Annotated in this window: 22 protein-coding genes; 7 read left to right on the top strand and 15 right to left on the bottom strand. The window is 66.5% G+C overall.

All coding sequences use genetic code 11. From position 1 onward, the window contains the following. Positions 1-10: 10 nt before the first annotated feature. The 10 genes from MFF01_RS03565 to MFF01_RS03520 form a co-directional block, all read right to left on the bottom strand. Positions 11-268 (bottom strand): hypothetical protein, encoded by a 258-nt coding sequence (locus tag MFF01_RS03565; protein ID WP_238222078.1) that lies wholly within the window; start codon positions 266-268, stop codon positions 11-13. 184 nt (positions 269-452) lie between these two features. Continuing rightward, the gene (clpA, locus tag MFF01_RS03560; RefSeq protein ID WP_238222076.1) at positions 453-2912 is read right to left on the bottom strand and encodes an ATP-dependent Clp protease ATP-binding subunit ClpA; all 2460 of its coding nucleotides are present in this window, start codon (positions 2910-2912) and stop codon (positions 453-455) included. A gap of 24 nt (positions 2913-2936) precedes the next feature. Beyond that, complete coding sequence (gene clpS, locus MFF01_RS03555; RefSeq protein ID WP_238222148.1) at positions 2937-3344, bottom strand: ATP-dependent Clp protease adapter ClpS; 408 nt, start codon at positions 3342-3344, stop codon at positions 2937-2939. Positions 3345-3569: 225 nt separating this feature from the next. Then, the gene (locus MFF01_RS03550) at positions 3570-4355 is read right to left on the bottom strand and encodes a glutathione S-transferase family protein (protein WP_238222074.1); all 786 of its coding nucleotides are present in this window, start codon (positions 4353-4355) and stop codon (positions 3570-3572) included. A 147-nt stretch (positions 4356-4502) separates the two neighbouring features. Continuing rightward, positions 4503-6455 (bottom strand): aconitate hydratase, encoded by a 1953-nt coding sequence (locus MFF01_RS03545; protein ID WP_238222073.1) that lies wholly within the window; start codon positions 6453-6455, stop codon positions 4503-4505. Positions 6456-6538: 83 nt separating this feature from the next. Then, on the bottom strand, positions 6539-7861 hold the full coding sequence (locus tag MFF01_RS03540) for an MFS transporter (RefSeq protein WP_238222071.1): 1323 nt from the start codon (positions 7859-7861) through the stop codon (positions 6539-6541). A 153-nt stretch (positions 7862-8014) separates the two neighbouring features. Then, complete coding sequence (locus MFF01_RS03535) at positions 8015-8935, bottom strand: hydroxymethylglutaryl-CoA lyase (protein WP_238222069.1); 921 nt, start codon at positions 8933-8935, stop codon at positions 8015-8017. Next, the gene (locus tag MFF01_RS03530) at positions 8932-10149 is read right to left on the bottom strand and encodes a CaiB/BaiF CoA transferase family protein (protein WP_238222067.1); all 1218 of its coding nucleotides are present in this window, start codon (positions 10147-10149) and stop codon (positions 8932-8934) included. Before MFF01_RS03530 ends, MFF01_RS03535 begins: the two co-directional genes overlap by 4 nt. Positions 10150-10247: 98 nt before the next feature. Then, a complete protein-coding gene (locus MFF01_RS03525) occupies positions 10248-11162 on the bottom strand; it encodes a LysR family transcriptional regulator (RefSeq protein ID WP_238222065.1) in 915 nt (304 codons plus the stop codon). A 137-nt stretch (positions 11163-11299) separates the two neighbouring features. Beyond that, positions 11300-12964 carry an OFA family MFS transporter gene (locus MFF01_RS03520; RefSeq protein ID WP_238222063.1) on the bottom strand — a complete coding sequence of 555 codons (1665 nt, stop codon included), beginning with the start codon at positions 12962-12964 and terminating at the stop codon, positions 11300-11302. A gap of 427 nt (positions 12965-13391) precedes the next feature. On the opposite strand from MFF01_RS03520, the gene MFF01_RS03515 reads away from it, so the two are divergent. From MFF01_RS03515 to MFF01_RS03505, 3 genes are all read left to right on the top strand, one after another. After that, entirely contained in the window at positions 13392-14258 is an 867-nt protein-coding gene (locus MFF01_RS03515; protein ID WP_238222060.1) for an NAD(P)-dependent oxidoreductase, read from the top strand. Positions 14259-14379: 121 nt separating this feature from the next. Further along, positions 14380-15663, top strand: a complete 1284-nt coding sequence (locus tag MFF01_RS03510; protein ID WP_238222058.1) for an MFS transporter — start codon at positions 14380-14382, stop codon at positions 15661-15663. 246 nt (positions 15664-15909) lie between these two features. Continuing rightward, positions 15910-17334: a DUF8370 family protein gene (locus MFF01_RS03505; RefSeq protein WP_238222056.1), complete on the top strand. Its 1425-nt coding sequence runs from the start codon at positions 15910-15912 to the stop codon at positions 17332-17334. Here the strand turns inward: MFF01_RS03505 and MFF01_RS03500 are convergent. Then, positions 17324-17743 (bottom strand): CoA-binding protein, encoded by a 420-nt coding sequence (locus tag MFF01_RS03500; RefSeq protein WP_238222054.1) that lies wholly within the window; start codon positions 17741-17743, stop codon positions 17324-17326. The genes MFF01_RS03505 and MFF01_RS03500 overlap by 11 nt on opposite strands. A gap of 41 nt (positions 17744-17784) precedes the next feature. Between MFF01_RS03500 and MFF01_RS03495 the strand changes: the two genes are divergently transcribed. The 4 genes from MFF01_RS03495 (at position 17785) to MFF01_RS03480 (ending at position 19926) form a co-directional block, all read left to right on the top strand. Further along, the gene (locus tag MFF01_RS03495; RefSeq protein WP_238222052.1) at positions 17785-18216 is read left to right on the top strand and encodes a PaaI family thioesterase; all 432 of its coding nucleotides are present in this window, start codon (positions 17785-17787) and stop codon (positions 18214-18216) included. Positions 18217-18621: 405 nt separating this feature from the next. Beyond that, positions 18622-19095, top strand: coding sequence for a 50S ribosomal protein L13 (gene rplM / locus MFF01_RS03490; protein WP_238222050.1), 474 nt, complete (start codon positions 18622-18624; stop codon positions 19093-19095). A gap of 2 nt (positions 19096-19097) precedes the next feature. After that, positions 19098-19577 carry a 30S ribosomal protein S9 gene (rpsI, locus tag MFF01_RS03485; protein ID WP_238222048.1) on the top strand — a complete coding sequence of 160 codons (480 nt, stop codon included), beginning with the start codon at positions 19098-19100 and terminating at the stop codon, positions 19575-19577. Positions 19578-19674: 97 nt separating this feature from the next. Continuing rightward, positions 19675-19926, top strand: coding sequence for a hypothetical protein (locus MFF01_RS03480; protein WP_238222046.1), 252 nt, complete (start codon positions 19675-19677; stop codon positions 19924-19926). Between the two features lie 20 nt (positions 19927-19946). Here MFF01_RS03480 and MFF01_RS03475 read toward each other — a convergent pair whose 3' ends face one another. From MFF01_RS03475 to MFF01_RS03460, 4 genes are all read right to left on the bottom strand, one after another. Continuing rightward, positions 19947-22910: a PAS domain S-box protein gene (locus MFF01_RS03475; RefSeq protein ID WP_238222045.1), complete on the bottom strand. Its 2964-nt coding sequence runs from the start codon at positions 22908-22910 to the stop codon at positions 19947-19949. After that, entirely contained in the window at positions 22903-23598 is a 696-nt protein-coding gene (locus tag MFF01_RS03470; protein ID WP_238222043.1) for a TerC family protein, read from the bottom strand. The genes MFF01_RS03475 and MFF01_RS03470 overlap by 8 nt, the downstream gene beginning before the upstream one ends. Positions 23599-24024: 426 nt before the next feature. Further along, complete coding sequence (locus MFF01_RS03465; protein ID WP_238222040.1) at positions 24025-24996, bottom strand: type II secretion system F family protein; 972 nt, start codon at positions 24994-24996, stop codon at positions 24025-24027. A 27-nt stretch (positions 24997-25023) separates the two neighbouring features. After that, positions 25024-25992 (bottom strand): type II secretion system F family protein, encoded by a 969-nt coding sequence (locus MFF01_RS03460; RefSeq protein WP_238222039.1) that lies wholly within the window; start codon positions 25990-25992, stop codon positions 25024-25026. Between the last annotated feature and the right edge of the window lie 67 nt (positions 25993-26059).

Below are 26059 nucleotides of genomic sequence, written 5' to 3'. Positions count from 1 at the left end.
CGATGATGGATCAGCTGCGCTTTTCCATCATCGCCTTGACCTGCATGAGCTGATCCCAGACGAGGCCCGGCGACGTGCCCAGGGCCTCGAAGCCGGCGGTGATGCCCCAGTAGAGACCCACCACCATCAGGGGAACGAGGATCCAGCCGAGGATCTCCTCACCCCGATGCCGGCGGCGGCGGCGAATGCGCCGCGCGTCGCGGCGGCTCGGTCCGGGCATGGTTTGCGGTTGAACAGGCGTGAGGGGACCCTCATGCAGCTCTGTCATCCCGATGCCCCCTCATGATGGCGCAACCGAACGCGCTCCATGCGCTCCTCCGGTCAGCCGATGTTCCAAGGGGCGCTTGCTAACCATCGCAAGCCCGAATGTCGACCGTAGCGCGTGAATACGTGGCCACCTGTCCGGCTGGGATCGGTTCGATGAACCGATCCCGACCATTTACGACGTCGGCTCACGCCTTGACCAACGGCACCTTCGGTACGGTCCGGACCCCGCCCGATCCACCGTTGCCCGACCCGCCATCCTTCTTGCGGGGGGAGACCTTGGCGCGGGTGCGCTTGTGCTTCTTCACCGCGTTGGTGACGTCCTTCTCCGGCTTCGGCGTGACGGGGCCGGCCGGAAATTCGAAGCCGAGCGCCTGCTTCTCACCCGCCTCGGGCTGCTTCACGATCACCCGGACGGCACCCCCCTCCTTGAGGCGCCCGAACAACACCTCGTCGGCAAGTGGCGTCTTGATGGTGGACTGGATCAGACGCGCCATGGGGCGTGCGCCCATGGCGTCGTCGTAGCCGTGCTCCACCAGCCACTCGCGCGCCTCGTCGGACAGTTCGATGGTGACGTTGCGGTCGGCGAGCTGGGCCTCGAGTTGGAGGACGAACTTGTCCACCACCTTGGCCACCACGTCCTTCGGCAGATGTCCGAACGAGATGATCGCATCGAGCCGGTTGCGGAATTCCGGTGCGAACAGCTTGTTGATCGCTTCCACGTCGTCGCCGCTGCGCTTGGACTGGGTGAAGCCGTAGGCGGACTTCGCCAGGTCAGACGCGCCCGCATTCGTGGTCATGATGATGATCACGTTGCGGAAATCGACCTGCTTGCCGTTGTGGTCGGTGAGCTTGCCGTGGTCCATCACCTGCAACAGGATGTTGAACAGGTCCGGATGCGCCTTCTCGATCTCGTCGAGCAGGAGCACGCAGTGCGGATGCTGGTCGATGCCGTCGGTCAGCAAGCCGCCCTGGTCGAACCCGACATAGCCGGGGGGGGCGCCGATGAGGCGGCTCACCGTGTGACGCTCCATATACTCCGACATGTCGAAGCGGAGCATCTCGACGCCCAACGACGCGGCGAGCTGCTTGGCCGCCTCGGTCTTGCCGACGCCGGTGGGACCGGCGAACAGGTAAGAGCCGATGGGCTTGTCGGGATCGCGCAGGCCGGCGCGGGCGAGCTTGATCGCCGAGGTCAGGGCCTCGATGGCGTTGGGCTGGCCGTAGACCACCCGCTTCAGGTTGTCGGTGAGGTTCTTGAGGACCAGCGCGTCGTCCTTGGACACGGTTTTCGGCGGGATGCGTGCCATCGTGGCGATGGTGGCCTCGATCTCCTTGACACCAATGGTGCGCTTGCGACGCGCCTCCGGCACCAGCATCTGCGACGCACCGGTTTCGTCGATGACGTCGATGGCCTTGTCGGGCAACTTGCGGTCGTTGATGTAGCGCGCCGACAGCTCGACCGCGGCCTTCACGGCCTCGGTGGTGTACTTGAGCTTGTGGAACTCCTCGAAGTAGGGCTTGAGCCCCTTTACGATCTCGATGGCATCCGGAATCGAGGGCTCGTTGACGTCGATCTTCTGGAACCGACGCACGAGAGCCCGATCCTTCTCGAAGTACTGGCGGTACTCCTTGTAGGTGGTCGAGCCGATGCAACGGAGCGAACCGTTGGCCAGCGCCGGCTTGAGCAGGTTCGAGGCGTCCATGGCCCCGCCCGACGTGGCCCCGGCGCCGATGACCGTATGGATCTCGTCGATGAACAGCACCGCGTTCGGGTGGGCCTCGATCTCCTTCATCACCTGCTTCAGGCGCTCCTCGAAGTCGCCGCGATAGCGGGTTCCGGCGAGCAGCGTACCCATGTCCAGGGAGAACACCGTGGCGTCGACGAGGACTTCCGGCACCTGCTTCTCGATGATCTTGCGCGCCAACCCCTCAGCGATGGCTGTTTTACCGACGCCCGGGTCGCCCACCAGCAAGGGATTGTTCTTCTGGCGGCGGCACAGGATCTGGATCGTGCGCTGTACCTCGGTCTCGCGGCCGATGAGCGGATCGATCCGGCCGTCGCGGGCCTTCTTGTTCAGGTTGATGCAGTACGCCTCGAGGGCGTCGCCCTTCTTCTTCGGGCGAGCCTCGTCGCCATCGCCGCTCGGACGCTCGGCGGCCGATTCCTCCTCCGCGCCGCGTACGGGTTTCGGCTCCGACGCGCCGGGCCGCTTGGCGATGCCGTGGCTGATGTAGTTGACCGCGTCGTAACGGGTCATGTCCTGCTCCTGCAGGAAATAGGCGGCGTGACTCTCGCGCTCGGCGAAGATCGCCACCAGCACGTTGGCCCCCGTCACTTCTTCGCGACCGGACGATTGCACGTGGATCACCGCGCGCTGGATGACCCGCTGGAAGCCGGCCGTGGGCTTGGCATCCTGCCGCCCATCACCGATGAGGTTGGCGAGTTCGGTGTCGACGTACTCGACGAGGCTGCGCTTGAGGGTGTCGACCTCGACGTTGCACGCCCGCATGACCGCCGCGGCGTCCTGATCGTCCACCAGGGCGAGGAGAAGATGCTCCAGCGTCGCGTATTCGTGCCGCCGCTCGCCGGCGAGCGCCAGGGCGCGGTGGAGAGCTTGTTCTAGGCTGCGAGAGAAGCTGGGCAAAGCGTGGCCTCTGTGTGGGGGTGCCTATTTCTTTTCCATAACGCACTGGAGAGGATGTTGGTGTTTGCGTGCGAAGTCCATCACCTGCGTCACCTTGGTCTCGGCGACTTCATAGGTAAATATTCCGCATTCCCCGACACCGTTCTGATGAACGTGCATCATGATCTGGTAGGCGTCTTCCTGCGACTTGTTGAAAAACTTCTCGACGACGTGAACCACGAATTCCATCGGGGTATAATCGTCATTGAGAAGCAGAACGCGGTACAGGCTCGGACGTTTGGTCTTGGGCTTGGTCCGGGTGATGATCGCCGTGCCGGATCGGCCGTCGTCGCCGTCGGCCGGGCCTCCGGGATTCGCGGCTGCGTGGACGGGCGGCCGTGGCACACTGTCCCGGGCGTCCAGCTCGAAAGACGGCGTGGCGGTGCCCTTCATCAGGACGTCGGACATCTGAATCGCATCGACCCCATGAGCCGGCGGGAACGGCGCACGGAACGGTGCGTCCCGCGCGCCGTACCGGCCGCAGAAGCAATCTATAGCCCCCCGGACGACTTCGCCAGTCGGCTGCGCGCACTTGTCCGTCCGGGGCGGATCGCGGGCCGGCCGGCGGGACGATGTCGGCGCCCGCCGATGTCCTCGGGCGCTTCCGCGTAGCCCCGGTCAGGCGGATCCCGGCCAGGAAAAGCGGATGGTGTCGTCGCGCAGGCCGTCGCGGACCACGTCGATTCCGCCCGATCGGATCATCCATTCCAGGCGGTGGTCGCGGTACTCCCGCCGCCGCCCGCCGGTGGTGTAGAGATCCGCCGCCGCGGCCATTTGCGCCGCGGCGGCGTCGAACTCCGCGAAGGTGGCCGCCACCGAAGGCCGCCGGCTCACCCGCGCGTGCCATCTCGCCAGTGCCGTCCCCGGTTCGGGGCCGAGCCCGTAATGCACCGAACGGTTGACCATCGGAGCGACGGCGGTGTCGGCCCAGCCGAAACCCGTGCCGCCGAACCAGTCCTCCGTGCCGAGGCGCCGGGCGAGCCAGTCCTGCAGCAGGCGGGTCTGGGCGGCGGCCTGTTCCCTCAGGTGCCGGGCGAGGTCGCCCGTCGCCCGGTGGAACCAGAGCATTTCGCCAAACCCCCAGTTCACGGCTTCGTACTGGGTGTCGCAGACATCTTCCGTCATGCGGGCAAAGGCGCGGGCCGCGGGATCGTGCGGTAGAAGCGGCGGCTCCGGCCAACGCTCCTCGATGTATTCGAGGATCACCGTCGAATCGAAGATCGTCGCATCGCCGTCGATCAGAACCGGCACCTCGGTGCGCGGATTGGCGGCCGCGAATGGCCCGTCGCCTTGGCCGGTCCCGAAGCCCTCCGGTAGTTCGGCGACGAACGGCACGCCCTTCTCGCGCAGGGCGATCTTGACCTTCTGCGCATAGGACGAGAGCGGGTGGTCATAGAGCAGCATGGAAACCTTCGCGGAACGTGGTTCTTCGCGAAAACGCAGACGGTCAGATATCGAGCCGGATCGTGCCGGAATGCCGGTTGCTCTCCTGACGCCGGAAGGCCTCGGCGTGGTCCCAGGCGACAGGGGCCCGGACGAGGCCAGGCCGCATCAAGCCGCGATCCGTGCCCGCACCCAGTTGATCACGCCTCCCGCCAGGAGCACCTCGACCTGACGCGGCGACAGGTCGTGACGCAGGCGGATCCGCTCCCGGCCGCCGCGCACGCCGGCGTCGATCTCGGAGCCCCCGGAAAGCGCGGCGGCGACATCGGCGATCTCGATGACGTCGCCGAGTTCGAGGCGGTCGTAATCGGCGGGATCCACGAAGGTGAGCGGCAGGACGCCGAAATTGACCAGGTTCTGCCAATGGATGCGGGCAAAACTCTTGGCCAGCACAGTTTCGAGGCCGAGGTAGCGCGGGGCCAAAGCCGCGTTCTCCCGGCTCGATCCCTGGCCGTAATTCAACCCGCCGACGATGGCGTGGCCGGCCCGTTCCCGGCCGCCCTGCCGCGCGCGCTTGGGGTAGGTGTCGTCGATGGGTTCGAAGGTGAAGTCCGAGGTCCTCGGGATGTTCGACCAATAGGGCATCACCCGGGCGCCCGCCGGCATGATGTCGTCCGTGGAGATGTCGTCGCCGATCTTGAGCAGGACCGGCACTCGAATGCTGGCTCCGAGCTTGCCGAGTTCGGGCAGCGTCGTGATGTTCGCGGATTTCTCGAGGGCGACCTCCCGCGCCTCCGCCTCGGACAGGGGGGCGACCAGCATCGCGGCGTTGCCCGCCACCATGCGCGGTGGCTCCACCCGCAGGTAGGGCATGCCGAGGGTGCGCGGATCGGTGATGACGCCGGTGAGGGCCGAGGCGGCGGCGGTCTCCGGGCTGCACAGGAACACGCTGTCCTCGCGCGTGCCGGAGCGGCCGGGGAAGTTGCGCGGCACGGTGCGGAGCGAGTTGCGGCCCGTGGCCGGGGCCTGGCCCATGCCGATGCAGCCGTTGCAGCCGGCCTGATGCACCCGTGCCCCGGCATGGATGAGGTCGGAGAGCTGTCCGTCCCGGATCAGGGTCTCCAGGACCACCCGCGTCGAGGGATTGATGTCGAAGGACACCCGGTCGTGGGCTTGGGCGCCCTTCACGATGGCGGCGGCCACGGCGAAATCGCGAAAGCCCGGATTGGCCGAGGAGCCGATGTAGGACTGGTAGATTTCCGTGCCCGCCACCTCCGAGACCGGTACGACGTTGCCCGGGCTCGACGGCTTGGCGATCATCGGCACCACGGTGGAGAGATCGATCTCCTCGTGATCGTCGTAGGTGCAGCCCGCGTCGGCACCGAGGGGGATCCAGTCCTCGCCCCGGCCGACGCCGTCGAGGAACGCCTTCGTGGACGCGTCCGAGGGGAAGACGCTCGTCGTCGCCCCCATCTCGGCGCCCATGTTGGCGATGACGTGCCGGTCCATGGCCGTGAGCCCGTCGAGACCGGGGCCGTAATACTCGATGATTCGGCCGAAGCCGCCCTCGACGCCGTGGCGCGCGAGCATCGTCAGGATCACGTCCTTCGCGCTCACCCAGTCCGGCAGCCGTCCCGTCAGGCGCACGCCCCAGACGCGCGGCATGCGCAGGTTCAGGGGCTGCCCGGCCATGGCGAGGGCCACCTCGACGCCACCGGCCCCGAAGGCGAGCATGCCGAGCGACCCGGCGGCCGGCGTGTGGCTGTCGGAGCCCACGAGGGTCTGTCCCGGCTTGCCGAAGCTCTGCATGTGGACGGGGTGGCTGATGCCGTTGCCGGGCCGCGAGTACCACACGCCGAAGCGACGGCAGGCCGAGCGCAGGAACATGTGCTCGTCGGCGTTGAGGTGGTCGTTCTGGACGAGGTTGTGATCGATGTACTGCGCGGCGAGCCCGACCTTCACGCGCTCGACGCCCATGGCTTCGAGTTCGAGCATCACGAGACCGCCGAGGACGTCCTGCAGCAGGGTCTGATCGATCCTGAGGGCGATGTCGCCGCCGGGCGTGAGGTCGCCCTCGGTGAGGTGGGCCTGGACGAGCTTTTGCGTAAGGTTCAGGGCCATCTCGGTCTCCCGGTCTCCGTTCGAGAAAAAGGGGGCGTCACGGGCACGAGGCCCGTGACGGCTCTTCGATGATGTCTCTCGGATCAGGCCTTGCGGTCGCTGCGTCGCAGGCTTTCGGGCATCGCGAAGAGCGAGAGCCCGGCCGCGATGAGGCAGACGCCGCCGATGGCGTAGAGCGCCGGGGTGGTCGATCCGGTGAGGTCCTTGATCCAGCCCACCGCCACGGGGCTGACGATGCCGCCGAACTGGCCAAGCGTGTTGATGAGCGCGATACCGCCGGCGGCGCCCGCCCCGGTGACGAGCTTGGCCGGCAGGGTCCAGAAAGTCGGGATCGAGGCGACGATCCCCGCGCCGACGAGGGCCAGGGCGAACATCAGGGGCACGATCTGCCGGTCGAAGATCCCCGCGGCGAAGAAGCCGATGGCCGCCGCGATGGCGAGACCCGCCACGAATTTCGGCCGCTCGCCGGAGGCGTCGGACAGGCGCCCGATGACGATCATCGAGATGGCGCCGCAGATGTAGGGAATCGCCGTGAGGAAGCCGACGGAGGCCGCCTGCCCGCCGCTCGCGGTCTTGATCAGGTCCGGTCCCCAAAAGTTCAGCCCGTAGGACCCGACCTGAAGCAGGAAGTACACGAGGGCGATGAGGAGGAAGCCCGGCTGCTTGATGGCACCCCAGAGGGAGTGGTCGCCGATGTCGCGGTTGTGGTGGGCGATCTGCGCCGACAGGAGGTCCTTCTCGCGCTGGCTGAGCCAGCGTGCATCCGAAATCCGGTCGTCGAGGCGCAGGAACACCATGGCGCCGAGCACGAGGCAGGGGAGGCCGCCGGCGAGGAAGAGCCACTGCCAGCCGGCGAGGCCCGCCACCCCGTTGAGACCGCCCAGAATGAGGCCCGCCACCGGCGCGCCGAAGATGCCGGAAAAGGCGGAGGCCACGAACATGAACGAGGTCACGCGCCCCCGAAACGAGGCGGGAAACCAGAGGGTCAGGTAGTACAGGATGCCCGGCGCGAAGCCGGCCTCCATGGCGCCGATGATGAAACGGAGGACGTAGAAGTGCCACTCGGTGGTGATGAACACCATCAGGGCCGTGGCGATGCCCCAGGAGACCATGATGCGGGCGATCCAGCGCCGCGCTCCGACCCGGTAGAGCAGCAGGTTCGAGGGCACCTCGAAGATCACGTAACCGACGACGAACATGCTCGCGCCGAGCCCGTAGGCGACGTTGCTGAAGCCGAGGTCGCTCTGGAGCTGAAACTTGGCGAAGCTGATGTTGATCCGGTCGAAGAACGCAAACATGTAGCAGACCATGATCAGCGGCATCAGCCGCCACGCGGCTTTGCGGACCACGCTGGCCTCGGTCACGGCGTCATCGCCCGCGAGGTGGCTTGTGGCGGCAACGGTCATCGTTTCCTCCTGGGATGGGGCGGCCCGTGGCGCCCCGCACGGCACGGGGCGTGGTCCACGGTTCGGGCGGAGCCCCTTCTCGCGGGGGCTTCCGTCCGGGACTGGAAGAGGGGAGCGCCCCCGAGGCCGGGAGCGCGTTCGCCCTGCGTGAGGTCAGGCGGCTCTGGGCACCGGATGCAGGTCGCAGGGCCGGCCGGCCTTGGCGACCTGTCCCGGCACGTCGTGGCCGACGAGGCGCGGCAGGTCGCGGGACAGGCCGATCAGGGCATCGAGGTCGAGCCCGGTCGCGATGCCCATCTCGTGGGCCATGCTGACGAGGTCCTCGGTGCAGATGTTGCCCGTGGCGCCGGGCGCGAACGGGCAGCCGCCCAAGCCCCCCAGCGCCGCGTCGAATCGGCGCGCGCCCGCGCGCGAGGCAGCGAGCACGTTGGCCAGCCCCAAGCCGCGGGTGTTGTGGAAGTGCAGGGTCAGGTGCTCGGCCGGCACGATCGCGAGGGCGCGGGCGACGAGGCGTTCCACCTGACGCGGGTTGGCCATTCCGGTGGTGTCGGCGAGGGTCACACCCCGGATTCCGAGGGCGAGGTAGGCCTCGACCTGGCGCATCACCGTGTCGGACGGCTGATCACCCTCGAACGGGCAACCGAAGGCGGTGGCCACGGTCGCGTTGATGGAGACGTCGGCGCCCAGCACCGTCTCCATGATCCGGGCGAACCCTTCGAGGGAGGCGGCCGGACTCATGCCCATGTTGGCGCGGTTGTGAGTCTCGCTCACGGATGCGACGAGGTTGATCTCGTCCACCCCGGCGGCCAGGGCGCGCTCCGCGCCCTTCGGGTTCGGCACCAGGGCGACATAGACCGTGCCGGGCCGCCGTGCGATCCCGCCGAAGACCTCGGCCGCGTCGCGCAGGGCCGGTACGGCCTTGGGCGACACGAAGGACGACACCTCGATGCGCGAGAACCCGGCGGCCGACAGGGCGTCGATCAGCCTGATCTTGTCGGCCGTCTCGACGAAGCGGGACTCGATCTGAAACCCGTCGCGGGGCGCGACTTCCTGGATCAGCATGGTCTCGGTCATCCGATGGCTCCCTCGCGGCGCAGGCGTTCGATGGTCTCGGCATCCCGGCCGAGATCGGTCAGGACCGAATCGGTATGGGCGCCCAGGGCCGGCCCCTGCCAGCGCACGGCGCCGGGCGTGGCCGAGAGCTTTGGCACGATGCCCGGCATCTTCACCCGCGTGCCGCCGGGAAGCTCCGCCTCCAGGATCATGTCGCGGGCGGCGTAGTGCGGATCGGTCACGATGTCGGCCACGGAATAGATCCGGCCCGCCGGGACGTCGGCCGCGTCGAGGGCCGCCAGAGCCTCCTCGACGCTGCGCGACCGGGTCCAGTCGGCGATCACACCGTCGAGCATGCCGGAGACGGCGGAGCGGCCGTCGTTGCCGCGCAACGCCGGATCCTCGGCGAGGTCCGGCCGACCGATGACGGTCATCAGGCGACGGAAGATCGGATCCGAGTTGCCCGCGATGACGACGAAGCCTCCGTCCTGCGACGGATAGGTGTTGGAGGGCGTGATCCCCGGAAGCGCCCCGCCGGTGCGGGTGCGGACCTCGCCGAGGAGATCGTATTCCGGGACGAGGCTTTCCATGACGTTGAACACGCTCTCGACGAGGGAGACGTCGACCACCTGGCCCGCGCCGGCGCCGGTCTTCACGTGCAGGAGCGCCATGAGTGCGCCGATGACCCCGTGCAGCGAGGCCAGGGTGTCGCCGATGCTGACGCCGACGCGGGCGGGCGGGCTGTCCGGGCTGCCGGTGGTGAAGCGGATGCCGCCCATGGATTCGCCGATCGCGCCGAAGCCCGGCCGGTCGCGATAGGGGCCGGTCTGTCCGTAGCCCGAGATTCGCACCATGACGAGGTTTGGATTGAGGCCCGAGAGAACGTCCCAGCCGAGGCCGAGCTTCTCCAGGCCGCCGGGCCGGAAGTTCTCGACCACCACGTCGGCGCTGCGCGCCAGGTCCTTCACGAGGTCGAGGCCGTCCGCAGACTTGAGATTGACGGCGATCGACTTCTTGTTGCGCGATTGCAGGTACCACCAGAGCGAGGTGCCCTCGTGCATCTTGCGCCACTTGCGCAGGGGATCACCCTCCTTCGGCGCCTCGACCTTGATCACCTCCGCGCCGAACTCGGCCAGGATCTTGGTCGCGAAGGGGGCGGCGATGAGCTGGCCGAGTTCGAGCACGCGGATTCCCGCGAGGGGACCGGCGGCCGGCGCGGCGGCAGGGTTCTGCATCGGCGTATCCTCCATTCTCGTGCGGAAAGGAGATATTGTGCCGGTCTCGTCCTGTCCAAACGCAATGCGCCACGGAGCGTTCTCCGGGCGAGAACGCTTCAGGGGGCGTTGCGCAGATGCGCGAGGAGGAGGGCGGCGGCCGGCGACAGGGCGCCCGGCCGGACCACGAGGTTGAGCGTGCGCCGCGCCCAGGGGTCTTTCAGCGGCACGGCGGCAAGCTGCATCTGCGGGCCGAGGAGCGCATGCACGTGCTCGGGAACGACGCCGAGGCCCATGCCGGCCTGCGCCATCCGGCAGATCGCGTCGAAGCCCGGCACATGGATGCGCAGCCGCAGGGGCCGTCCGAGCCGCCGCGCCTCGTCGCGGAGCGTGGCGTAGATCGAGCTTTCCCGGTGCAGCCCGACATGGTCGTAGTCGAGGGTCTCGGCCAGCGCGATGGCCTCCCGGTCGGCGAGGGGATGGCCCGTCGGCACGACGAGGACGAGGCGGTCGCCGCGATAGGGATGGGCGAGGAGGGAGCGCGTGTCGGTGCCGCCGGCGCAGATGCCGAGATCGGCGGCGCCCTCCTCGACGCCGGCCACCACGCCGCCGCTGGGCCGCTCCTCCAGATCGATCCGGATATCGGCCTGCACCCCGAGGAACGCCTGCAGGTCTTCCGGCAGGAACTGCACGATGGCCGACAGGTTCGCCAGCACGCGGACGAACCCGCGCACGCCCCTGGCATGCTCCGCGAGTTCGAGGGTGATCTGCTCGGCGCTCGCCAGCATCCTGCGGGTGTGATGCAGCAGGGTCTCGCCGGCCGGCGTCAGGCGCATCCCCTTGGGATCGCGTACGAGCAGGTCGCATCCCAGGGCGCGCTCGAGTTCGGCGAGGCGCTTGCTGACGGCGGACGGCGCGATGGCTGCCCGCCGCGCCGCGCCGTTCAGGGTTCCGTCCTCGCAGATGGCCGCGAACAGGCGGAGCGTCTTGAGGTCGAGGCGGTTCAGGATGGACGGCGTCGAACAATCCGGCATGGCCGCTCCGCTTGGCGACCCGTCGATCCGACCGGTCCAACTCCGGGGCCAATCCTACTTCGGTCTCGCGTCACCGGCGTCAATGGTCGACCCGGCACCGCGAAGGGAGACGCTTCGCGGTGCCGGGACAGGCCGGTTCAGCCGAACAGGATCAGCGCCTTCGCCAGGGTGGTCCAGATGCCCCAGGCGATCGGAACGCCGACGGCGATCCAGGCGAGGAACGCCGCAGGCGTCAGGCCGCCGCGGCCGATGCCGCCATCGCCCGCCCGGCCTTGGACCCCGCCGACGGTGCCCTTCGAGACCGCGGCGAGTTCGGACTCGGCCATGAACCAGCGGGCGGCGAGGGGGCGAACCAGGAGATTGGCGACGAAGCCCGCCGCCAGGAAGGCCGCGAGGATGTACATCGTCCGGGTGTAGAGTTCGGCCCCCTGGATGCCGGCATCGATCTGGGATTGCCGGATCGCCGTGACCACGAGGGGGCCGACCACGCCCGCCGTGGACCACGCGGTGAGGAGCCGTCCGTGGATGGCGCCCACGAACTGCGTGCCGAACACGTCGGCGAGGTAGGCCGGGATCGTGGCGAACCCGCCGCCGTACATCGACAGGATCACGCAGAAGAACCCCACGAACAGGGCCTTCGAGCCGATGCCGGCGGCCCAGGGTGCTGCCGCGTAAAGCACGCAGCCGAGGGCGAAGAAGGTGGCGTAGGTCACCTTGCGGCCGATCTTGTCCGACATCGAGGCCCAGAAGAAGCGGCCCAGGATGTTGAACAGCGACAGGAGGCCGACGAAGCCCGCGGCCACGGCGGCGATCTGCGTCTTCTGGCCGGCATCGAGCTGTCCGAACGCGACGCCCGGCTGGCCGATCAGCGCGCCGCCGAAGATCTCCTGCAGCATCGGCGAGGCCAATGCCAGAACGCCGATACCCGCCGAGACGTTGAGGCAGAGCACGGCCCAGAGCAGCCAGAACTGTGGTGTCTTGTGGGCCCTGTCGAGGTGGACGTGGCCCGAAGTGATCATCGCGCTCTTCGTGGCGGGCGTAGTCCATCCCGCCGGCTGCCAGCCGACCGGCGGGACGCGGTAGCCGAAGGCGCCGCAGGCCATCGCCAGGATGTAGAGGACGCCCATCACCGCGAGGGTCTGCCAGACGCCGGCGGAATCCGGGGTCTTGAACGTGTTGATGAGCAGGGTCGCCAGGGGGGAGCCGATCATGGCGCCGCCGCCGAAGCCCATGATGGCCATGCCGGTCGCCATGCCGCGCCGGTCGGGGAACCACTTCACCAGGGTCGAGACCGGCGAGATGTAGCCGAGCCCGAGACCGATGCCGCCGATCAGCCCCATGCCGAGCCAGATCAGCCAGAGCTGATGCAGGTAGACGCCCGCCGCGCCGATGAGGAAGCCGCCGCCCCAGCACAGGGCCGCCGCGAGCCCCGCCTTGCGGGGGCCGGCCCGTTCGAGCCATCCGCCGAACACCGCCGCCGAGAGGCCGAGCATGATGATGCCGATGGAGAACACGATGACGAGGTCGCTGACGCGCCAGTCGCAGGACGTCGTGAACAGCGCCGTCGCGAGGCTCATGTCCGGGCAGGCGGCGGGCGCCGGTTGGCCGACGCTGAGGGCCCGCGACAGGGGCAGCCAGAACACCGACAGCCCGTAGGACATGCCGATGCAGAGATGGATGGCGAGGGCGGCGGGCGGCACGAGCCAGCGGTTGAACCCCGCCTTGGCGACGATCCGCTCGCGGGACAGCCAGCCCGCTCTCTCTTCATCCGCGAGCGATGCGTCAGCGGTACGACTGGTCATTCAAACCTCCCCCCGGATCGACCGGCGAACGCTATTTCCTGGGCCGGAACACACCGCCGAACGCCACACCGTCACGAAACGGCATCGTCAGGTACCGGAGACCGGCTCCTCGGGCCGCCGCGCGCGGATCGGCGCCATCCCCATTCGGCTCGCCTGTGAATTCGGGCATCCGTACTGGCAAAAACGGTCTTATAGGATGTTTTGCACGCTGGAATAGTGGTTTTCGTCCTATGCGGGCGAGGCGGCGGCTTGGCTTCTTGTCTTGGTGTCGCCGTCACCGAACGGGTCGCGAGCGGGTCCCGGACGGGAAGTGACTCCCATTCTCCTCCATCGACGCCATCTCTAGACTTGAGCCGTCTCGGGAGGTGGCGACCGTCTCCCCCCGCGCTTGGGGCCGAACCGGCGGACCAGACAAAGGACGATGGGCATGAAGATCGGATTCCTTGGGCTCGGGCAGATGGGGCACGCCATGGCGGCGAACCTCCTCAAGGCCGGTCACGATCTCACCGTGTGGAACCGCTCCGCCGACAAGGCGAAGGAGCTGGTCGCGGCGGGCGCCCGGCTCGCCGCGACCCCCGTCGAGGCCGGCCAAGGCGAGGTTGTGATGAGCATGCTGGCCGACGACGCGGCCGTGGAGGCCGTCGTGTACGGCGAGAACGGCATCCTCGGCGCGCCGGCCCTGCACGTCTCGCACAGCACCATCGGCGTGACGCTGGTGGAGCGCCTGACGCGGGACCACGCCGCCCGATCCGGGTTCGTGTCCGCGCCGGTCTTCGGCCGTCCCCCCGCCGCGCAGGCGGGCAAGCTGTTCGTCGTGGCTGCCGGGGAAACGGAGGCCGTCGACCGGTGCGCCCCCCTGTTCGAGGCCATGGGGCAGCGCACGTTCCGCGTCGGCACGACGCCCTCGGCCGCGAATGTGGTCAAGCTCGGCGGCAACTTCATGATCATGGCCGCCGTCGAGGCGATGGCCGAGGCCATGACCCTGGCCGAAGCCGGGGGCGTCGAGCGCCGCGCCATGCTCGAGGTCCTGACCGGGACGATCTTCAACGCGCCCGTCTACAGCCTCTACGGCGAAATCCTGGTCGAGGACCGGTTCCGCCCCGCCGGCTTCGCCGCGCCCCTGGGGCTGAAGGACATGAACCTCGTCGATGCGGCGGCGACGGCGTCTCGCGTGCCGATGCCGGTGCTCGGTGTGGTCCGCGATCATCTGCGCGCGACCATCGCGAACCACGGCGCGGATGTCGATTGGGCCGGCATCGCCCTGGCCGTGCGCCAGGCCGCCGGCCGGGACTGAGCCGCCACGCGCTCCACCGAACGCCGCGCCAGCGTCCGGGTGCCGGCGCCCGGACGAATGCGCGACGCCGCCGTCTCCGACGCCCTAGGCGCCCCGAACCGGCTTCGCTAAAGCGGCGGCCATGGCCCAGCTTTCCTCACCCCCACCCATCCCCGCCGCGCGCATCCTCATCGCGAGCTTCGTCGGCACGGCCATCGAATTCTACGATTTCTACGTCTACGCCACGGCCGCCGCCCTGGTGATCGGGCCGATCTTCTTCCCGCCCGGCGATCCGGCGGTACAGACGCTCGCGGCGTTCGCGACCTTCTCCATCGCGTTCATCGCCCGGCCCCTCGGGGCGGCGTTCTTCGGGCATTTCGGCGACCGGGTCGGGCGCAAGGCCACGTTGGTCGCCTCCCTGATGATCATGGGCCTCTCGACGGTGCTCATCGGCTGCCTGCCGTCCTATGCCACCGCCGGCTGGTGGGCGCCGCTCGCCCTCTGCGTCCTGCGCTTCGGCCAGGGTGTGGGATTCGGCGGCGAATGGGGCGGGGCGGCTCTGCTGGCCGTGGAGAACGCACCGCCGGGGCGACGCGCCCTCTACGGCATCTTCCCGCAGCTCGGGGCGCCCGTCGGCTTCATCACCGCCAATCTCGGTTTCCTCGGCCTGGCCCTGGCGCTGAGCCCCGCCGACTTCCAGGCCTGGGGCTGGCGCATTCCCTTCCTCGCCTCCGCCGTACTCGTGGGCGTCGGGCTCTATGTCCGCCTGAAGCTCACGGAAACGCCTGTCTTCCGCGCCGCCTTGGAGAAGGCCGCGCCCGAGCGCGTGCCGCTCGCGGTGATCTTCACCAAACACATCCGCGCGACCTTGCTCGGCACCTTCGCCATGGTGTCGTGCTACGCGGTCTTCTACCTCTCGACGGTGTTCGCCCTCAGCTACGGCGTCTCGACGCTGGGTTTCACCCGGCCGACCTTCCTACTGTTCGAGTGCGTCGCCGTGCTGTTCATGGGGCTGGGCATCCCGCTCTCGGGCTGGGCCGCCGACGCTTACGGCCGCCGCCCCGTCCTCCTCTCCGGTCTCGTCTTCACCGCCGCCCTGGGCCTCGCCCTCGGGCCGATGCTCGGCAGCGGCCAGGGTGGCCTCGTGCTGGGCTTCCTGTGTCTCGGCCTCTTCGCCATGGGCTGGCTGTTCGGCCCCATGGGGGCGCTGCTGCCGGAACTGTTTCCGACGCGGGTGCGCTACACCGGGGCGTCCGTGACCTACAATCTCGCGGGGATTCTGGGGGCCTCCGCCGCGCCGTATCTGGCGCAGCGGTTGAGTGAATGGGGTGGTGTGGGTTGGGTGGGGTTGTATCTGGCGGTGGCCGCTGGGATTAGTTTTATTGCTGTCCTGTTAATGGAGGAGACTAAGCAGGCAGATATATAATAATTTTGCAAAAATCAGATTAAATACTATTTATTACTTCAGGTGATAATTAAAACACATTTGTTTGCTTATAAGCTGTGCATAACTTTCGTTAGATGCTCAAATGTCCTACTGAGAGCTTTACGCAAATTGCTAATCAGCCCAGTTTTTAAGCGTATCTGGGAGTGGAGGTATTGTTCCCAACAACTCGTTGCGGCCTGATTATCAAATAGGCCCTTCCTATTTTTTCAAATGATGGCGGGTTCCATGCCAAAATTCTCAGAATACTTTGCGATTGAACTAAGTGAGCATGAGCTTGATTTTGTTGATGTAAGTAACGATTACGATACTCGTGTTTATGTTGATCCATATGCCATTGAAATACAAGACGATATTTGGTCAAGCAAAGCATCGGATTATGTTAGAAGCTTTTTTAATGAGGTTCTGAATGCATTAAGGGCTGGGAATAACGACCGCGCTATATTCCTAATGTCCCATTTAACCGAGCCTAAAGAGACCTTCCTTGGTGTTTCATCTGGGAGTCCGCGAGGCCGAGGGGTAGGAAATGGTCAGGCGCGACAGTTAATATCTGCAATTCGGCGCAGTAAAGCTTTTAAAACTGGTCTTATTTCAGACATATCTGAAATGGCTTTGTATGTTGAAGGTATAGACCGTGACAAGATCTCTGATCTTACGACGAATATCATTCGAAAGCTTCTGGTTAATTATACGGAACAGCAATGTGGCCTATTCAATGTTCCGGTTAAACGATACTCTGGACCGCCGATGTGGGACAACGATAGAAAAACTTGGATATCAAAGCATATAAATATTCCTCATATTGAAGATAGTCCGGTTATTTTAGTACCAAAATTTATAGTAAGGCGTAAATTATCTCTCGATAGTCAAGAGTTTTATAATAAACAAATAACTGATTTTCTTGTAGCTGAGCATTACAGGGCAAATGATGCTCTGGTGCACATGCTCCGGGGAGAGCCAATCGTATATAAAACTGAGGTCCGCAAGCATCACCCTAAGTCAAAGGAGATGATTGCTGATACAGTTGCTTTGCATCCAGAGCTCTTGGAAGCATATAAGGATCTTGCTCAGAAGCATCGAGCTATGACGTATTTCGATGACGAAAGCCCTTCAATCACCAGCACTTGCAAAAAAATTGCGCTGGAATTGAGAAAAATTCCCAAAGGCGAGGAACATGCAGATGCTTATCATTCTCTCGTAACTGGAGCCCTTACAACGCTGTTTTTCCCTGACCTTGTTCAGCCACATAAAGAATGGGAGATCCACGATGGGAGAAAGCGTATCGATATTGTCTTTACAAATGCTGCAGACACAGGATTTTTTTCCCGACGTCGAAACGATCAGCTAATTAACGCAAATACGGTTATAATAGAATGTAAAAATTATTCCAAAGATATTGCGAATGTAGAGTCCGACCAACTCTTAGGACGGTTTGACTCCAACAGAGGAAAGTTCGGATTTATAACTTATAGGTCGGCAGACAATGACGATTTATTGATGAAAAGATGCAAAGATGCTGCGAGTAGGCAGCAGGGTTATATAATACCGTTGTCTGATGATGACATGATTGAGATGTTAGAAGCAAAGTCCAATTTGAATAATGAATTTGTATCGAGGCGATTAGAAGAAAAATTTCGTTCCATTATAGCTTAATCTCAATCTTTGGGCACCGATCCATCACCACCACAACGCCCTTCGCCTCAGCCCGGGCGGCAGAAGCCTCATCCCGAACCCCGATCTGCATCCAAATGAAGCGCGGAGGTTGGGCCAAGGCCAACGCCTCGTCCACCACCCCACCCGCCGCGTCGGACTGGCGAAAGATCTCCACCATATCGACGGGCTCAGGCAGATCGGCCAGCCGCGCCACCACCCGCTGGCCCAGGAGTGTCTGCCCACTGAGCCCGGGATTGACCGGGGTCACGCGAAACCCGCGCGCGAGCAGAAATTCCATGACGTGGTGGCTCGGGCGGGCGGGATTCGCCGAGGCGCCGACCAGGGCGATGCTCTTTGTCTCGGTGAGGATCCGGCGGATCAGGGCGGGGTCGTAGCTGTCGTGGGCCATGTCCGGTTGTCGGACAGGCCGAGGCGTGCTGCAAGGGCGGCATGGCCGAGACTGCGATGACCCTCGAAGAAACCCTGGCGTTCCTAGATGCGGCGTTTCCGCAGATGCATCACGGCGGGCGCACCTATCACCTCGTCGCGGTCGGCCCGTTGCGGGCGACCATGCGGATGGACCATCACGCCCGGCACCTGCGCCCCGGCGGCACCGTCTCGGGGCCGGCCATGATGGCGCTGGCCGACTACGCTCTCTACGCGGCGATCCTCGCCAGCATCGGCCCCGTGGCGCTGGCCGTCACCACGAATCTCAGCTTCAATTTCCTGCGAAAGCCCGGCCCGACTGGGCTGGTGGCCGAAGCGCGTCTCCTGAAACTTGGGCGCCGGCTGGCGGTGGGCGAGGTGGCGCTCACCGCGCCCGATTCGGAGGATCTCGTCTGCCACGCGACGGGGACGTATTCGATCCCGCCGGAGCGGTGAGACCAGGAAGAATCCTCCCCCACGGACCTCGGGCTTGCCCGAGATCCGCACGCGAATGCTCAAATCGGGCAGGCCCGATGTGAGGTGGGGGAGGGTGCCCCCGGAGTGGGCGGGTCGGGACGAAGTCCCGCAAGAGGGGGCGATCTCTCCGGATCGGCCACACCCCTCATCCGACCCGCTGCGCGGGCCACCTTCTCCCGCAGAGGGGAGAAGGGATGTGCACCTTGCGGTACTCCAATACCACTCATCCGAACCCCCTCGAATGATTGCAGTTTTCGCCATATCGCCATGCGAAATCGCATTCGGACTTGACGGCGCCGCGATCACCCCCTAGAGACCGGCCAACGCCGTCGCGTCTCGAACGCGGCGGCGCATCCTTTTCAAAGCAGTATGGAACGTCACGGGATGAGCAGCGCGCAAAAGACCTTTTCGCTGAAGCCCGCCGATGTCGACAAGAAGTGGATCATCGTCGATGCGGAGGGCTTGGTCGTCGGCCGGCTCGCCACCATCATCGCGATGCGTCTGCGTGGCAAGCACAAGGCCGCTTACACGCCCCACGTCGATTGCGGCGACAACGTCATCGTCATCAACGCCGAGAAGGTGAAGTTCACCGGCCGCAAGCGCGAGCAGAAGGTGTACTACCACCACACCGGTTACCCGGGCGGCATCAAGGAGCGGACCGCGAAGTTCATCCTCGACGGCCGGTTCCCCGAGCGCGTCGTGGAGAAGGCCGTGGAGCGCATGCTCCCGCGCGGTCCCCTGTTCCGCCAGATCATGGGCAACCTCCGGGTCTACAAGGGCTCCGAGCATCCCCACACCGCCCAGCAGCCGCAGGCGCTCGACGTCGGCAGCCTCAACCGCAAGAACGTGAGCGCTTGATCATGGCGACCCTCCAGTCCCTCTCCGACCTCACCCGCGGCAACGTCGAGAACCCCGAGAACGCCGCTCCCGTCCACGTGCAGAAGCTCGATGCCCAGGGCCGCGCCTATGCCACCGGCAAGCGCAAGGACGCGGTCGCCCGCGTCTGGATCAAGCCTGGCAACGGCACCGTGGTGGTCAACGGCCGCGCCGTCGAGACCTACTTCGCCCGTCCCGTGCTGCGCATGATCCTGCGCCAGCCCCTGCAGATCGCCAACCGCGTCGATCAGTACGACATCACCGTCACGGTGCATGGCGGCGGTCTCTCGGGTCAGGCCGGCGCCGTGCGCCACGGCCTGTCGAAGGCGCTCACCTACTACGAGCCCGAGCTGCGCACGCCGCTCAAGCGCGAAGGCTTCCTCACCCGCGACAGCCGCGTGGTCGAGCGCAAGAAGTACGGCCGCAAGAAGGCCCGCCGCAGCTTCCAGTTCTCGAAGCGCTAAAACGGTCGGTCCTACGGGTCTTTGCGGGAAGGGCGGCGTCACAGCCGCCCTTTTTTCGTGCAATCAGGCCTTTCACGCAGCGTGGAGAAGCTCCCCGATGGCAAAACCCTTCCGGCGCGTCGGTGCCCCCCTGGCGGGCGCCGTCACCCTGTGCCTCGATCGTCAGGGCGACGCGGTGACCGGCACGGTCAAGCTCGCCGACGGCGCATTGTTCAGCAGCACCGGGGCCCTGCCCGTGGCCGAGGCCTTCGGCATCGCCGTGCATGTCGCCAACGAGGGCGGCCTCGAGATCGTGGTGATCGATCCGAAATCCGTGTGGAAGCCGTCCTGGGGCGTGCTCGAAGGCTGAGGCCTCGCACCCGACCCGTTTCAGGCGTGCGCGTCGGTCCCAGGTGCTCCCTGCGACAACAGGCTGTCGATGGTCGAGAACAGCAGCGTCCAATCGACGGGCTTGGCGACGTGGGCGTCCATGCCCGCCGCCCGGCAGCGGGCGATCTCCTCGGCCATGGCGTTGGCGGTGAGCGCCACGATGGGCAGCCGGGCTCGGCCGGCATCGATCTCGGCCTGACGGATCGCGCGGGTCGCCGCCAGCCCGTCCTGTCCGGGCATCTGCACGTCCATGAGCACGAGATCGAAGGCCGGCTCCGTGGCGACGGCGCTCACGGCACCCTCGCCGTCGCCGACCACCGTGACCGTGTGGCCCTTCTGGCGCAACACCGTGGCGATGATCTCCTGATTGATGGGATTGTCCTCGGCGAGGAGCAGGCGCCGGGCCAGGGGCGCCGGCGCTGTGAGGGCGGTGCGTCCGGGTCCCCCGTCCGTCGCTTGGGCGAGCGGCAGGGGCAGGGCGAACCAGAAGGTCGACCCCACGCCGAGCCGGCTCGTGGCGCCGATCTCGCCGCGCATCAGTCGGACCAGACGGCGGGAGATCGCGAGCCCGAGGCCCGTGCCGCCGTACTGGCGCGAGATCGAGCCGTCGGCCTGGGCGAAGCGCTCGAACAGGTTCGCCATGGCGGAGGGCGCGATGCCGATACCCGTATCGACGACCTCGATGGTCACGAGGGGAACGGCACCCTGGTCGCTCCAGCGCGCCCGCAGGATGACGCTGCCCTGCGCGGTGAACTTGATGGCGTTGGTGGCGAGATTCAGCAGCACCTGCCGCAGGCGGGTCGGATCGCCGATGAACCAGTCCGGCATGCCGGGGGCGACCTCGACGATGATGGCCACGGGACGTCCGCGTGCGGCTTCGACGGAAAGCTGGCGGCACGCCTCCAACAGGGCCCGCAGGCCGAACGGCACGGATTCGATGGCGAGCTGCCCGGCCTCGATCTTCGAGAAGTCGAGGATATCGTTGACGATGGTGAGGAGGGAACGCCCCGATTCCTGGGCGAGGCCGAGGAGCCGCGCCTGCGACACGCTCAAGGTCGCGTCGCTTATGAGCAGATCGTGGACGCCGAGCATGCCGGTCAGCGGTGTGCGCAGCTCGTGGCTCATGTTGGCGAGGAACTCGGCCTTCACCCGGGCTCCGGCCTCCGCCGCGACCTTGGCTCGCTCGAGATCGGCTTCCTGGCGGTGGCGCTCCGTCACGTCGCGGATGGCGTGGATGATCTGGACGTCCCCGTGCTCCTCGATGCGCCGGAACGCCGCCTCAACCCAGATGTCGCGGCCATCCTTATGCCGCAGGCGGTACACGGCCGATCCCGTGGGCCGCGCGGCCGAGAGGCCGTGCAGGGTCGCCGACAGGTTGGCGATGTCCTCCGGATGGACGAGGGTGCGTAGGCCCGCCGCGTTCGCCTCGTCGAGGGTGTAGCCGAGCATGGGGCCGACGGCCGGTGAGATGTAGAGGTGGCGCCCGCTCGGATCGTCGAGGAGGATGAGGTCCGAGGTGTGGTCGGCGAGCAGCCGGTAGCGAGCCTCGCTGTCGCGCAGGCGCGTCTCGGCTACGCGCCGGTCGGTGATGTCGGTCAGGGTCTGGACATGGCCCTTCCCGTCGAGGATCGGCAGGGAGCGGATCTCGATGACGCTGCCGTCCGCGCGCCGGCGCTCCGAGCGCAGATCGGTGGTGCGCCGCTCGCCGTCGAGGTGCCAGTGCGCCGGGTCCTGGATGAGGACGCCCCAGGCGCCCGTGGCGCGGCAATGCCGGCGCACTTCCCGGTAGTTGGGACGCTCGGCGATCATGCCGGTGGGCAGGCGCAGGATCTCCATGGCGCGGTGGTTGGCGACCGGGACGGTCCCGTCGGCGGCGATCACCATGAGGCCCTGATCGATGCTTTCGAGGGTCGCTTCGAGGAGGGCCGACTTCTCGGCGAGGGCGCGCTCCGCCTGCTTACGGTCGGTGACGTCCGCGAACACGCCGAACAGCGCGGCATGGCCGCTCCTATCGGCACTCCGGTAGATCCCGCGCGCGAACACGTCGCGTACGTCGCCATCCGGCCGGACGATGCGCAGGCGGACCTCGAACCCCGTCCGGTCGCGGATCGCCCCCGCGATGCAGGCATCCATGCGGGCCCGGTCGTCGGGATGGCAGGCTTCGCTGCCGGCCTCGACCGTCGGCGTGAAGACGGCCGGATCGAGGCCGTGGATCCGGTAGACCGCATCCGACCAGGTCAGCCACGACGTCGCGAGATCGATATGCCAATGGCCGACATGGGCGATCTCCTCGGCCATCCCGAGGAGGCGTGTCGCGTCGCGCGCCTCGGCCTCCGCGACCTCGACGTGGCTGCGGTCGCGCAGACTGACACAGACGCGGGTGACGGAGCCCGAGGCGGTCTCGCGCAGGGGCAGGTATGTGGAATCGACCCAGCGCAGGGCGCCGAGCCGGACTTCGTCATCCGCGACGCGCAACGGTTCGCCCGTCGCGATGGCCCGCGCAAGGTGCGGGCGCATCGCCTCGGCGGCCTCCGGCGGCAGGCGATCCGCGAAGGGTCGTTCGTCTGCATCCTCCGGCAGCGACAGCACGCGGCGTGCCGCCGCGTTCGCTCGTTCGGCCCGGATCTCCCCATCGGCGGCGATACCGAACAGAATCTGTGGGTCGGAAGCGGCCTCGAACAGGTCCACGAACAGGCGTCGCGCGCCGTCCGCCTCCGCTGCCAAGCGGCGTTCCCGCCAGTGCCTCGTGATGGCGAGGCCCGCGACCATGCAGATGGACAGGCCGACGACGAGCGCCTCGATGGCCACCTCGACGGTTCCCGGATCCATCCAGGCCGGAGCGAGGCCGGTTTGCGCGATCGCATGGCGACGACCGATCTGCCAGCCGCCGAGGAGGAGACCGGCCACGAGCCCAGCCTCGCCCACGGCCCGCCACAGGCGGCGCGGGGAGACGGACTCAGACACGGGGAACCCCATCGACCGTGCGCGGCCGGTGCCGGGTGAGGAGGGCGGCGATGGCGATCACCAGGGTGGCACCGATCGCGGCGCCCAGGGTAGGGGCATGCGGGACGTCGACGATCCATCCCGCGATGAGCGGATCGGTGACGATCATCTCGCCGGCGATCCACCCGAGGAGCCCCGCGCCGGCCCAGACGATGGCTGGATATGTCTGGAGCAGGCGGGAGATTAGACTCGCCCCCATGACGATGAGGGGAATCGACAGGAGCAGCCCGAAGATGAACAGCGCGACATGTCCCTTGGCGGCGGCCGCGATGGCGACGACGTTGTCGAGGCTCATCACCGCATCGGCCACCGCAATGGTCCGCACCGCGCGCCACAGGGAGGTGCTGCCGTCGACGACGTGCCCGTCCTCCTCCTCGCCGAGCGCCAGCTTCACCGCGATCCAGATCAGCAAGAGACCGCCGACGACACGCAGGAGTGGCACCGCCAGGAGCCAAGTGATCGCCAGGGCGAAGACGATGCGCAAGGCCACCGCCGTCCCGGCGCCAAGCAGCATGCCGGTGCGTCGCTGATGCGGCGGTAGGGCGCGGCAAGCGAGGGCGATGACCACGGCGTTGTCGCCGGACAGGAGCAGATCGATCCAGACGATCTGCAGAACGGAGACGAGAAAGGGCGTGTCGAAGGAGATCATCGAAGCCTTGGTGCAGGTCTTTTCCCGAAGGACGTGGCGCAGCGCCGTTCTACCCGAAAGTAGCTGAACGGTGAGCCATGGATTGTGCTTAGCGTATTTTCCAACCGCGCGGTGCACGACCACGGGCTGGGCAACCCGATGCCGATGATCGGCGGTACCCTGGAGGGCGGGCGTCCCCGATCGCGAAAAGCGCGGTCCCCAGGCGTTGGATCTCTGGGAACGCGGTCGCCAGGAGCATGCGACCTGCGAACGCAACGACGCGGTCTTGGTTTTACAGATTGACCAGCCGGCTGATGCCGGTTTCGCCGTCTGCGTGAGCACCCCCGCCGCCTGCACGGCGGAGGGATGTGGTGGTTTCACGCGCGACCGCGCCGGACGGGCCCGGTCGTCGCGCGCTGGGGCGGACCGAAGAGGCTCGGGTCTCGATTAGCGGTAGATCTGAATTGCCGCCGGCGTGAGGATCACCACGAACAGCACGGGCAGGAAGAACAGGATCATCGGCACGGTGAGTTTCGGCGGCAGGGCGGCGGCTTTCTTCTCGGCCTCGTTCATCCGGGTGTCGCGGCTTTCCTGGGAGAGCACCCGCAGGGCCTGTCCCACGGGTGTCCCGTAACGCTCGGCCTGAATCAGAGCCGTCGTCACGGCCTTGACCGGATCGAGGCCCGTGCGGTTGGCGAGGTTCTCGAAGGCGACGCGCCGGTCGGGCAGGAACGACAACTCGGCCGTCATCACCGCCAGCTCCTCGGCCAGCACGATGGACTGGGAGGCGATCTCCGTGCTGACCCGCCGAAACGCGTGCTCGACGGACATGCCCGATTCCACGCAGATGAGGGTCAGGTCGAGGGCGTCGGGCCATGCCTGGCGGATCTCGGTCTGGCGCTTCTTCGTGGCGTTAAGAAGATAGAGTTCGGGCGCCTTCATGCCGAGGAGCACGGCGGCGATCACCATCATGGCGCGGATCGCCACGGGTTGATCGATGACCTTAAGGACGAAAAGGTACAGGATCGCCGCCACCAGCATGGCGATGGGCGTCACCATGCGGAAGAATAGAAAGCTGGTTTCCGCGCCGGGCGAGCGGTAGCCGGCCATGAGGAGCTGCTGGCGCGCCGTCTCGGTCCCGAGCCAGCGGCTGAGGTTGAACTGCTCCACCACGTTCTTCATGTAGGCCTTCGGTGCCACCCGGAGATTCGCCTTGGCCGCGGCATTCGACAGGCGCTCGCGTTCACGCAGGCGAAGCTGTTCGCGCTCCTCGCCGACGAGCTTCATGCGCTGCTTGAGGCGGTCGGGCTCGAGGAGGGGCTGAAGCAGGGTGAAGACGGTGGCCGCCGCCGCGATGCCGCTCAGGGTCATGCCGAGGAAGCGCGGATCGATCAGCTTTTGGGTGATGAGGTCCAGCATGGGGGCTTTCGCGCGTTCGACCGCGGGTCAGAAATCGAAGCTGATCATCTTCTTCATCGTGAAGATGCCGAGCGACATCCAGATCGCCGAGGCGACGAGGGCGAACTTGCCGATGTTCGTCGTCCACAGCAGCGAGATGTAGTCCGGGCTGGCGAAATAGGTCAGGGCCGCGACAATGAAGGGCAGCGAGGCGATGATACCGCCCGATGCCTTCGCCTCCATACTCATCGCCTGGATCTTGCCAGCCATCTTCTTGCGCTCGCGCAGGACGCGGGACAGGTTTGAGAGAGCCTCCGACAGGTTGCCGCCGGATTTCGACTGGATGCCGATGACGATGGCGAAGAAGTTCACGTCCGAGACCGGAACACGCTCGTACATCTTGATCAGGGCGTCCCCGATCGGGACGCCGAGGGTCTGCGATTCCACGACCATCTTGAACTCGGAACGGATTGGCTCCTCGGCCTCGCGCGAAATGATCCGGAAGCAGTCGCTCAGGGGAATACCGGCGCGCACGCCGCGGGTGATGATGTCGATGGCGGTCGGCAGCTCCGTGATGAAGCGGGCGATGCGGCGTTTGCGGGAGAAGGCGAGGAACCACATGGGCAGGCCGAAGCCCCCGGCAAAGATGGCCGCGAGCGACCCAGAACCGCTGCCGGTGACGAGATACATCAGGGTGCCGGCCAGCATGGCGACGACACCCGAGACGATCTGATACTTTCGCTTACTCCAATCGAGTCCGGCCTGCGCGATCTTGAGTTCGAGGCTGATACGTGTCCCGGCCTTCTTCGCCTCGATCTCCTTCAGGCTCTTGGCGACCTGCTCGCGACGTGTGGAGGAAACTGCCCGCGTCATCACCTGCTGCGGGGTGATGCTCATGGCCTTGCGGCGCTGGTCCGCGCGCTTCTCGCCCGAGAGGAGCGGGGTGAGCACGACCCAGGCCACGGCACCGGCCGCGAATGCAGCGAGCCCGGCGGCCAGTGGCAGGTTGGCGTTCACCGCCCCACCGCCCGGCCGAAGCCCCGATCAGCTCCGCCACGCGAGAGCGCGCACCCCTGGAGTCCGC

The sequence above is a fragment of the Methylobacterium adhaesivum genome (assembly GCF_022179065.1).
In the GTDB taxonomy this organism is placed as follows: domain Bacteria; phylum Pseudomonadota; class Alphaproteobacteria; order Rhizobiales; family Beijerinckiaceae; genus Methylobacterium; species Methylobacterium adhaesivum.
This window is presented reverse-complemented; position numbering and strand designations above follow the sequence as displayed.

Coding starts and splice junctions, on each gene's coding strand:
- MFF01_RS03565 (WP_238222078.1), bottom strand. CDS start 268: ATGACAGAGCTGCATGAGGGTCCCCTCACGCCTGTTCAACCGCAAACC.
- clpS (WP_238222148.1), bottom strand. CDS start 3,344: ATGAAGGGCACCGCCACGCCGTCTTTCGAGCTGGACGCCCGGGACAGT.
- MFF01_RS03550 (WP_238222074.1), bottom strand. CDS start 4,355: ATGCTGCTCTATGACCACCCGCTCTCGTCCTATGCGCAGAAGGTCAAG.
- MFF01_RS03545 (WP_238222073.1), bottom strand. CDS start 6,455: ATGGCCCTGAACCTTACGCAAAAGCTCGTCCAGGCCCACCTCACCGAG.
- MFF01_RS03540 (WP_238222071.1), bottom strand. CDS start 7,861: ATGACCGTTGCCGCCACAAGCCACCTCGCGGGCGATGACGCCGTGACC.
- MFF01_RS03535 (WP_238222069.1), bottom strand. CDS start 8,935: ATGACCGAGACCATGCTGATCCAGGAAGTCGCGCCCCGCGACGGGTTT.
- MFF01_RS03530 (WP_238222067.1), bottom strand. CDS start 10,149: ATGCAGAACCCTGCCGCCGCGCCGGCCGCCGGTCCCCTCGCGGGAATC.
- MFF01_RS03525 (WP_238222065.1), bottom strand. CDS start 11,162: ATGCCGGATTGTTCGACGCCGTCCATCCTGAACCGCCTCGACCTCAAG.
- MFF01_RS03520 (WP_238222063.1), bottom strand. CDS start 12,964: ATGACCAGTCGTACCGCTGACGCATCGCTCGCGGATGAAGAGAGAGCG.
- MFF01_RS03515 (WP_238222060.1), top strand. CDS start 13,392: ATGAAGATCGGATTCCTTGGGCTCGGGCAGATGGGGCACGCCATGGCG.
- MFF01_RS03510 (WP_238222058.1), top strand. CDS start 14,380: ATGGCCCAGCTTTCCTCACCCCCACCCATCCCCGCCGCGCGCATCCTC.
- MFF01_RS03505 (WP_238222056.1), top strand. CDS start 15,910: ATGCCAAAATTCTCAGAATACTTTGCGATTGAACTAAGTGAGCATGAG.
- MFF01_RS03500 (WP_238222054.1), bottom strand. CDS start 17,743: ATGGCCCACGACAGCTACGACCCCGCCCTGATCCGCCGGATCCTCACC.
- MFF01_RS03495 (WP_238222052.1), top strand. CDS start 17,785: ATGGCCGAGACTGCGATGACCCTCGAAGAAACCCTGGCGTTCCTAGAT.
- rplM (WP_238222050.1), top strand. CDS start 18,622: ATGAGCAGCGCGCAAAAGACCTTTTCGCTGAAGCCCGCCGATGTCGAC.
- rpsI (WP_238222048.1), top strand. CDS start 19,098: ATGGCGACCCTCCAGTCCCTCTCCGACCTCACCCGCGGCAACGTCGAG.
- MFF01_RS03480 (WP_238222046.1), top strand. CDS start 19,675: ATGGCAAAACCCTTCCGGCGCGTCGGTGCCCCCCTGGCGGGCGCCGTC.
- MFF01_RS03470 (WP_238222043.1), bottom strand. CDS start 23,598: ATGATCTCCTTCGACACGCCCTTTCTCGTCTCCGTTCTGCAGATCGTC.
- MFF01_RS03465 (WP_238222040.1), bottom strand. CDS start 24,996: ATGCTGGACCTCATCACCCAAAAGCTGATCGATCCGCGCTTCCTCGGC.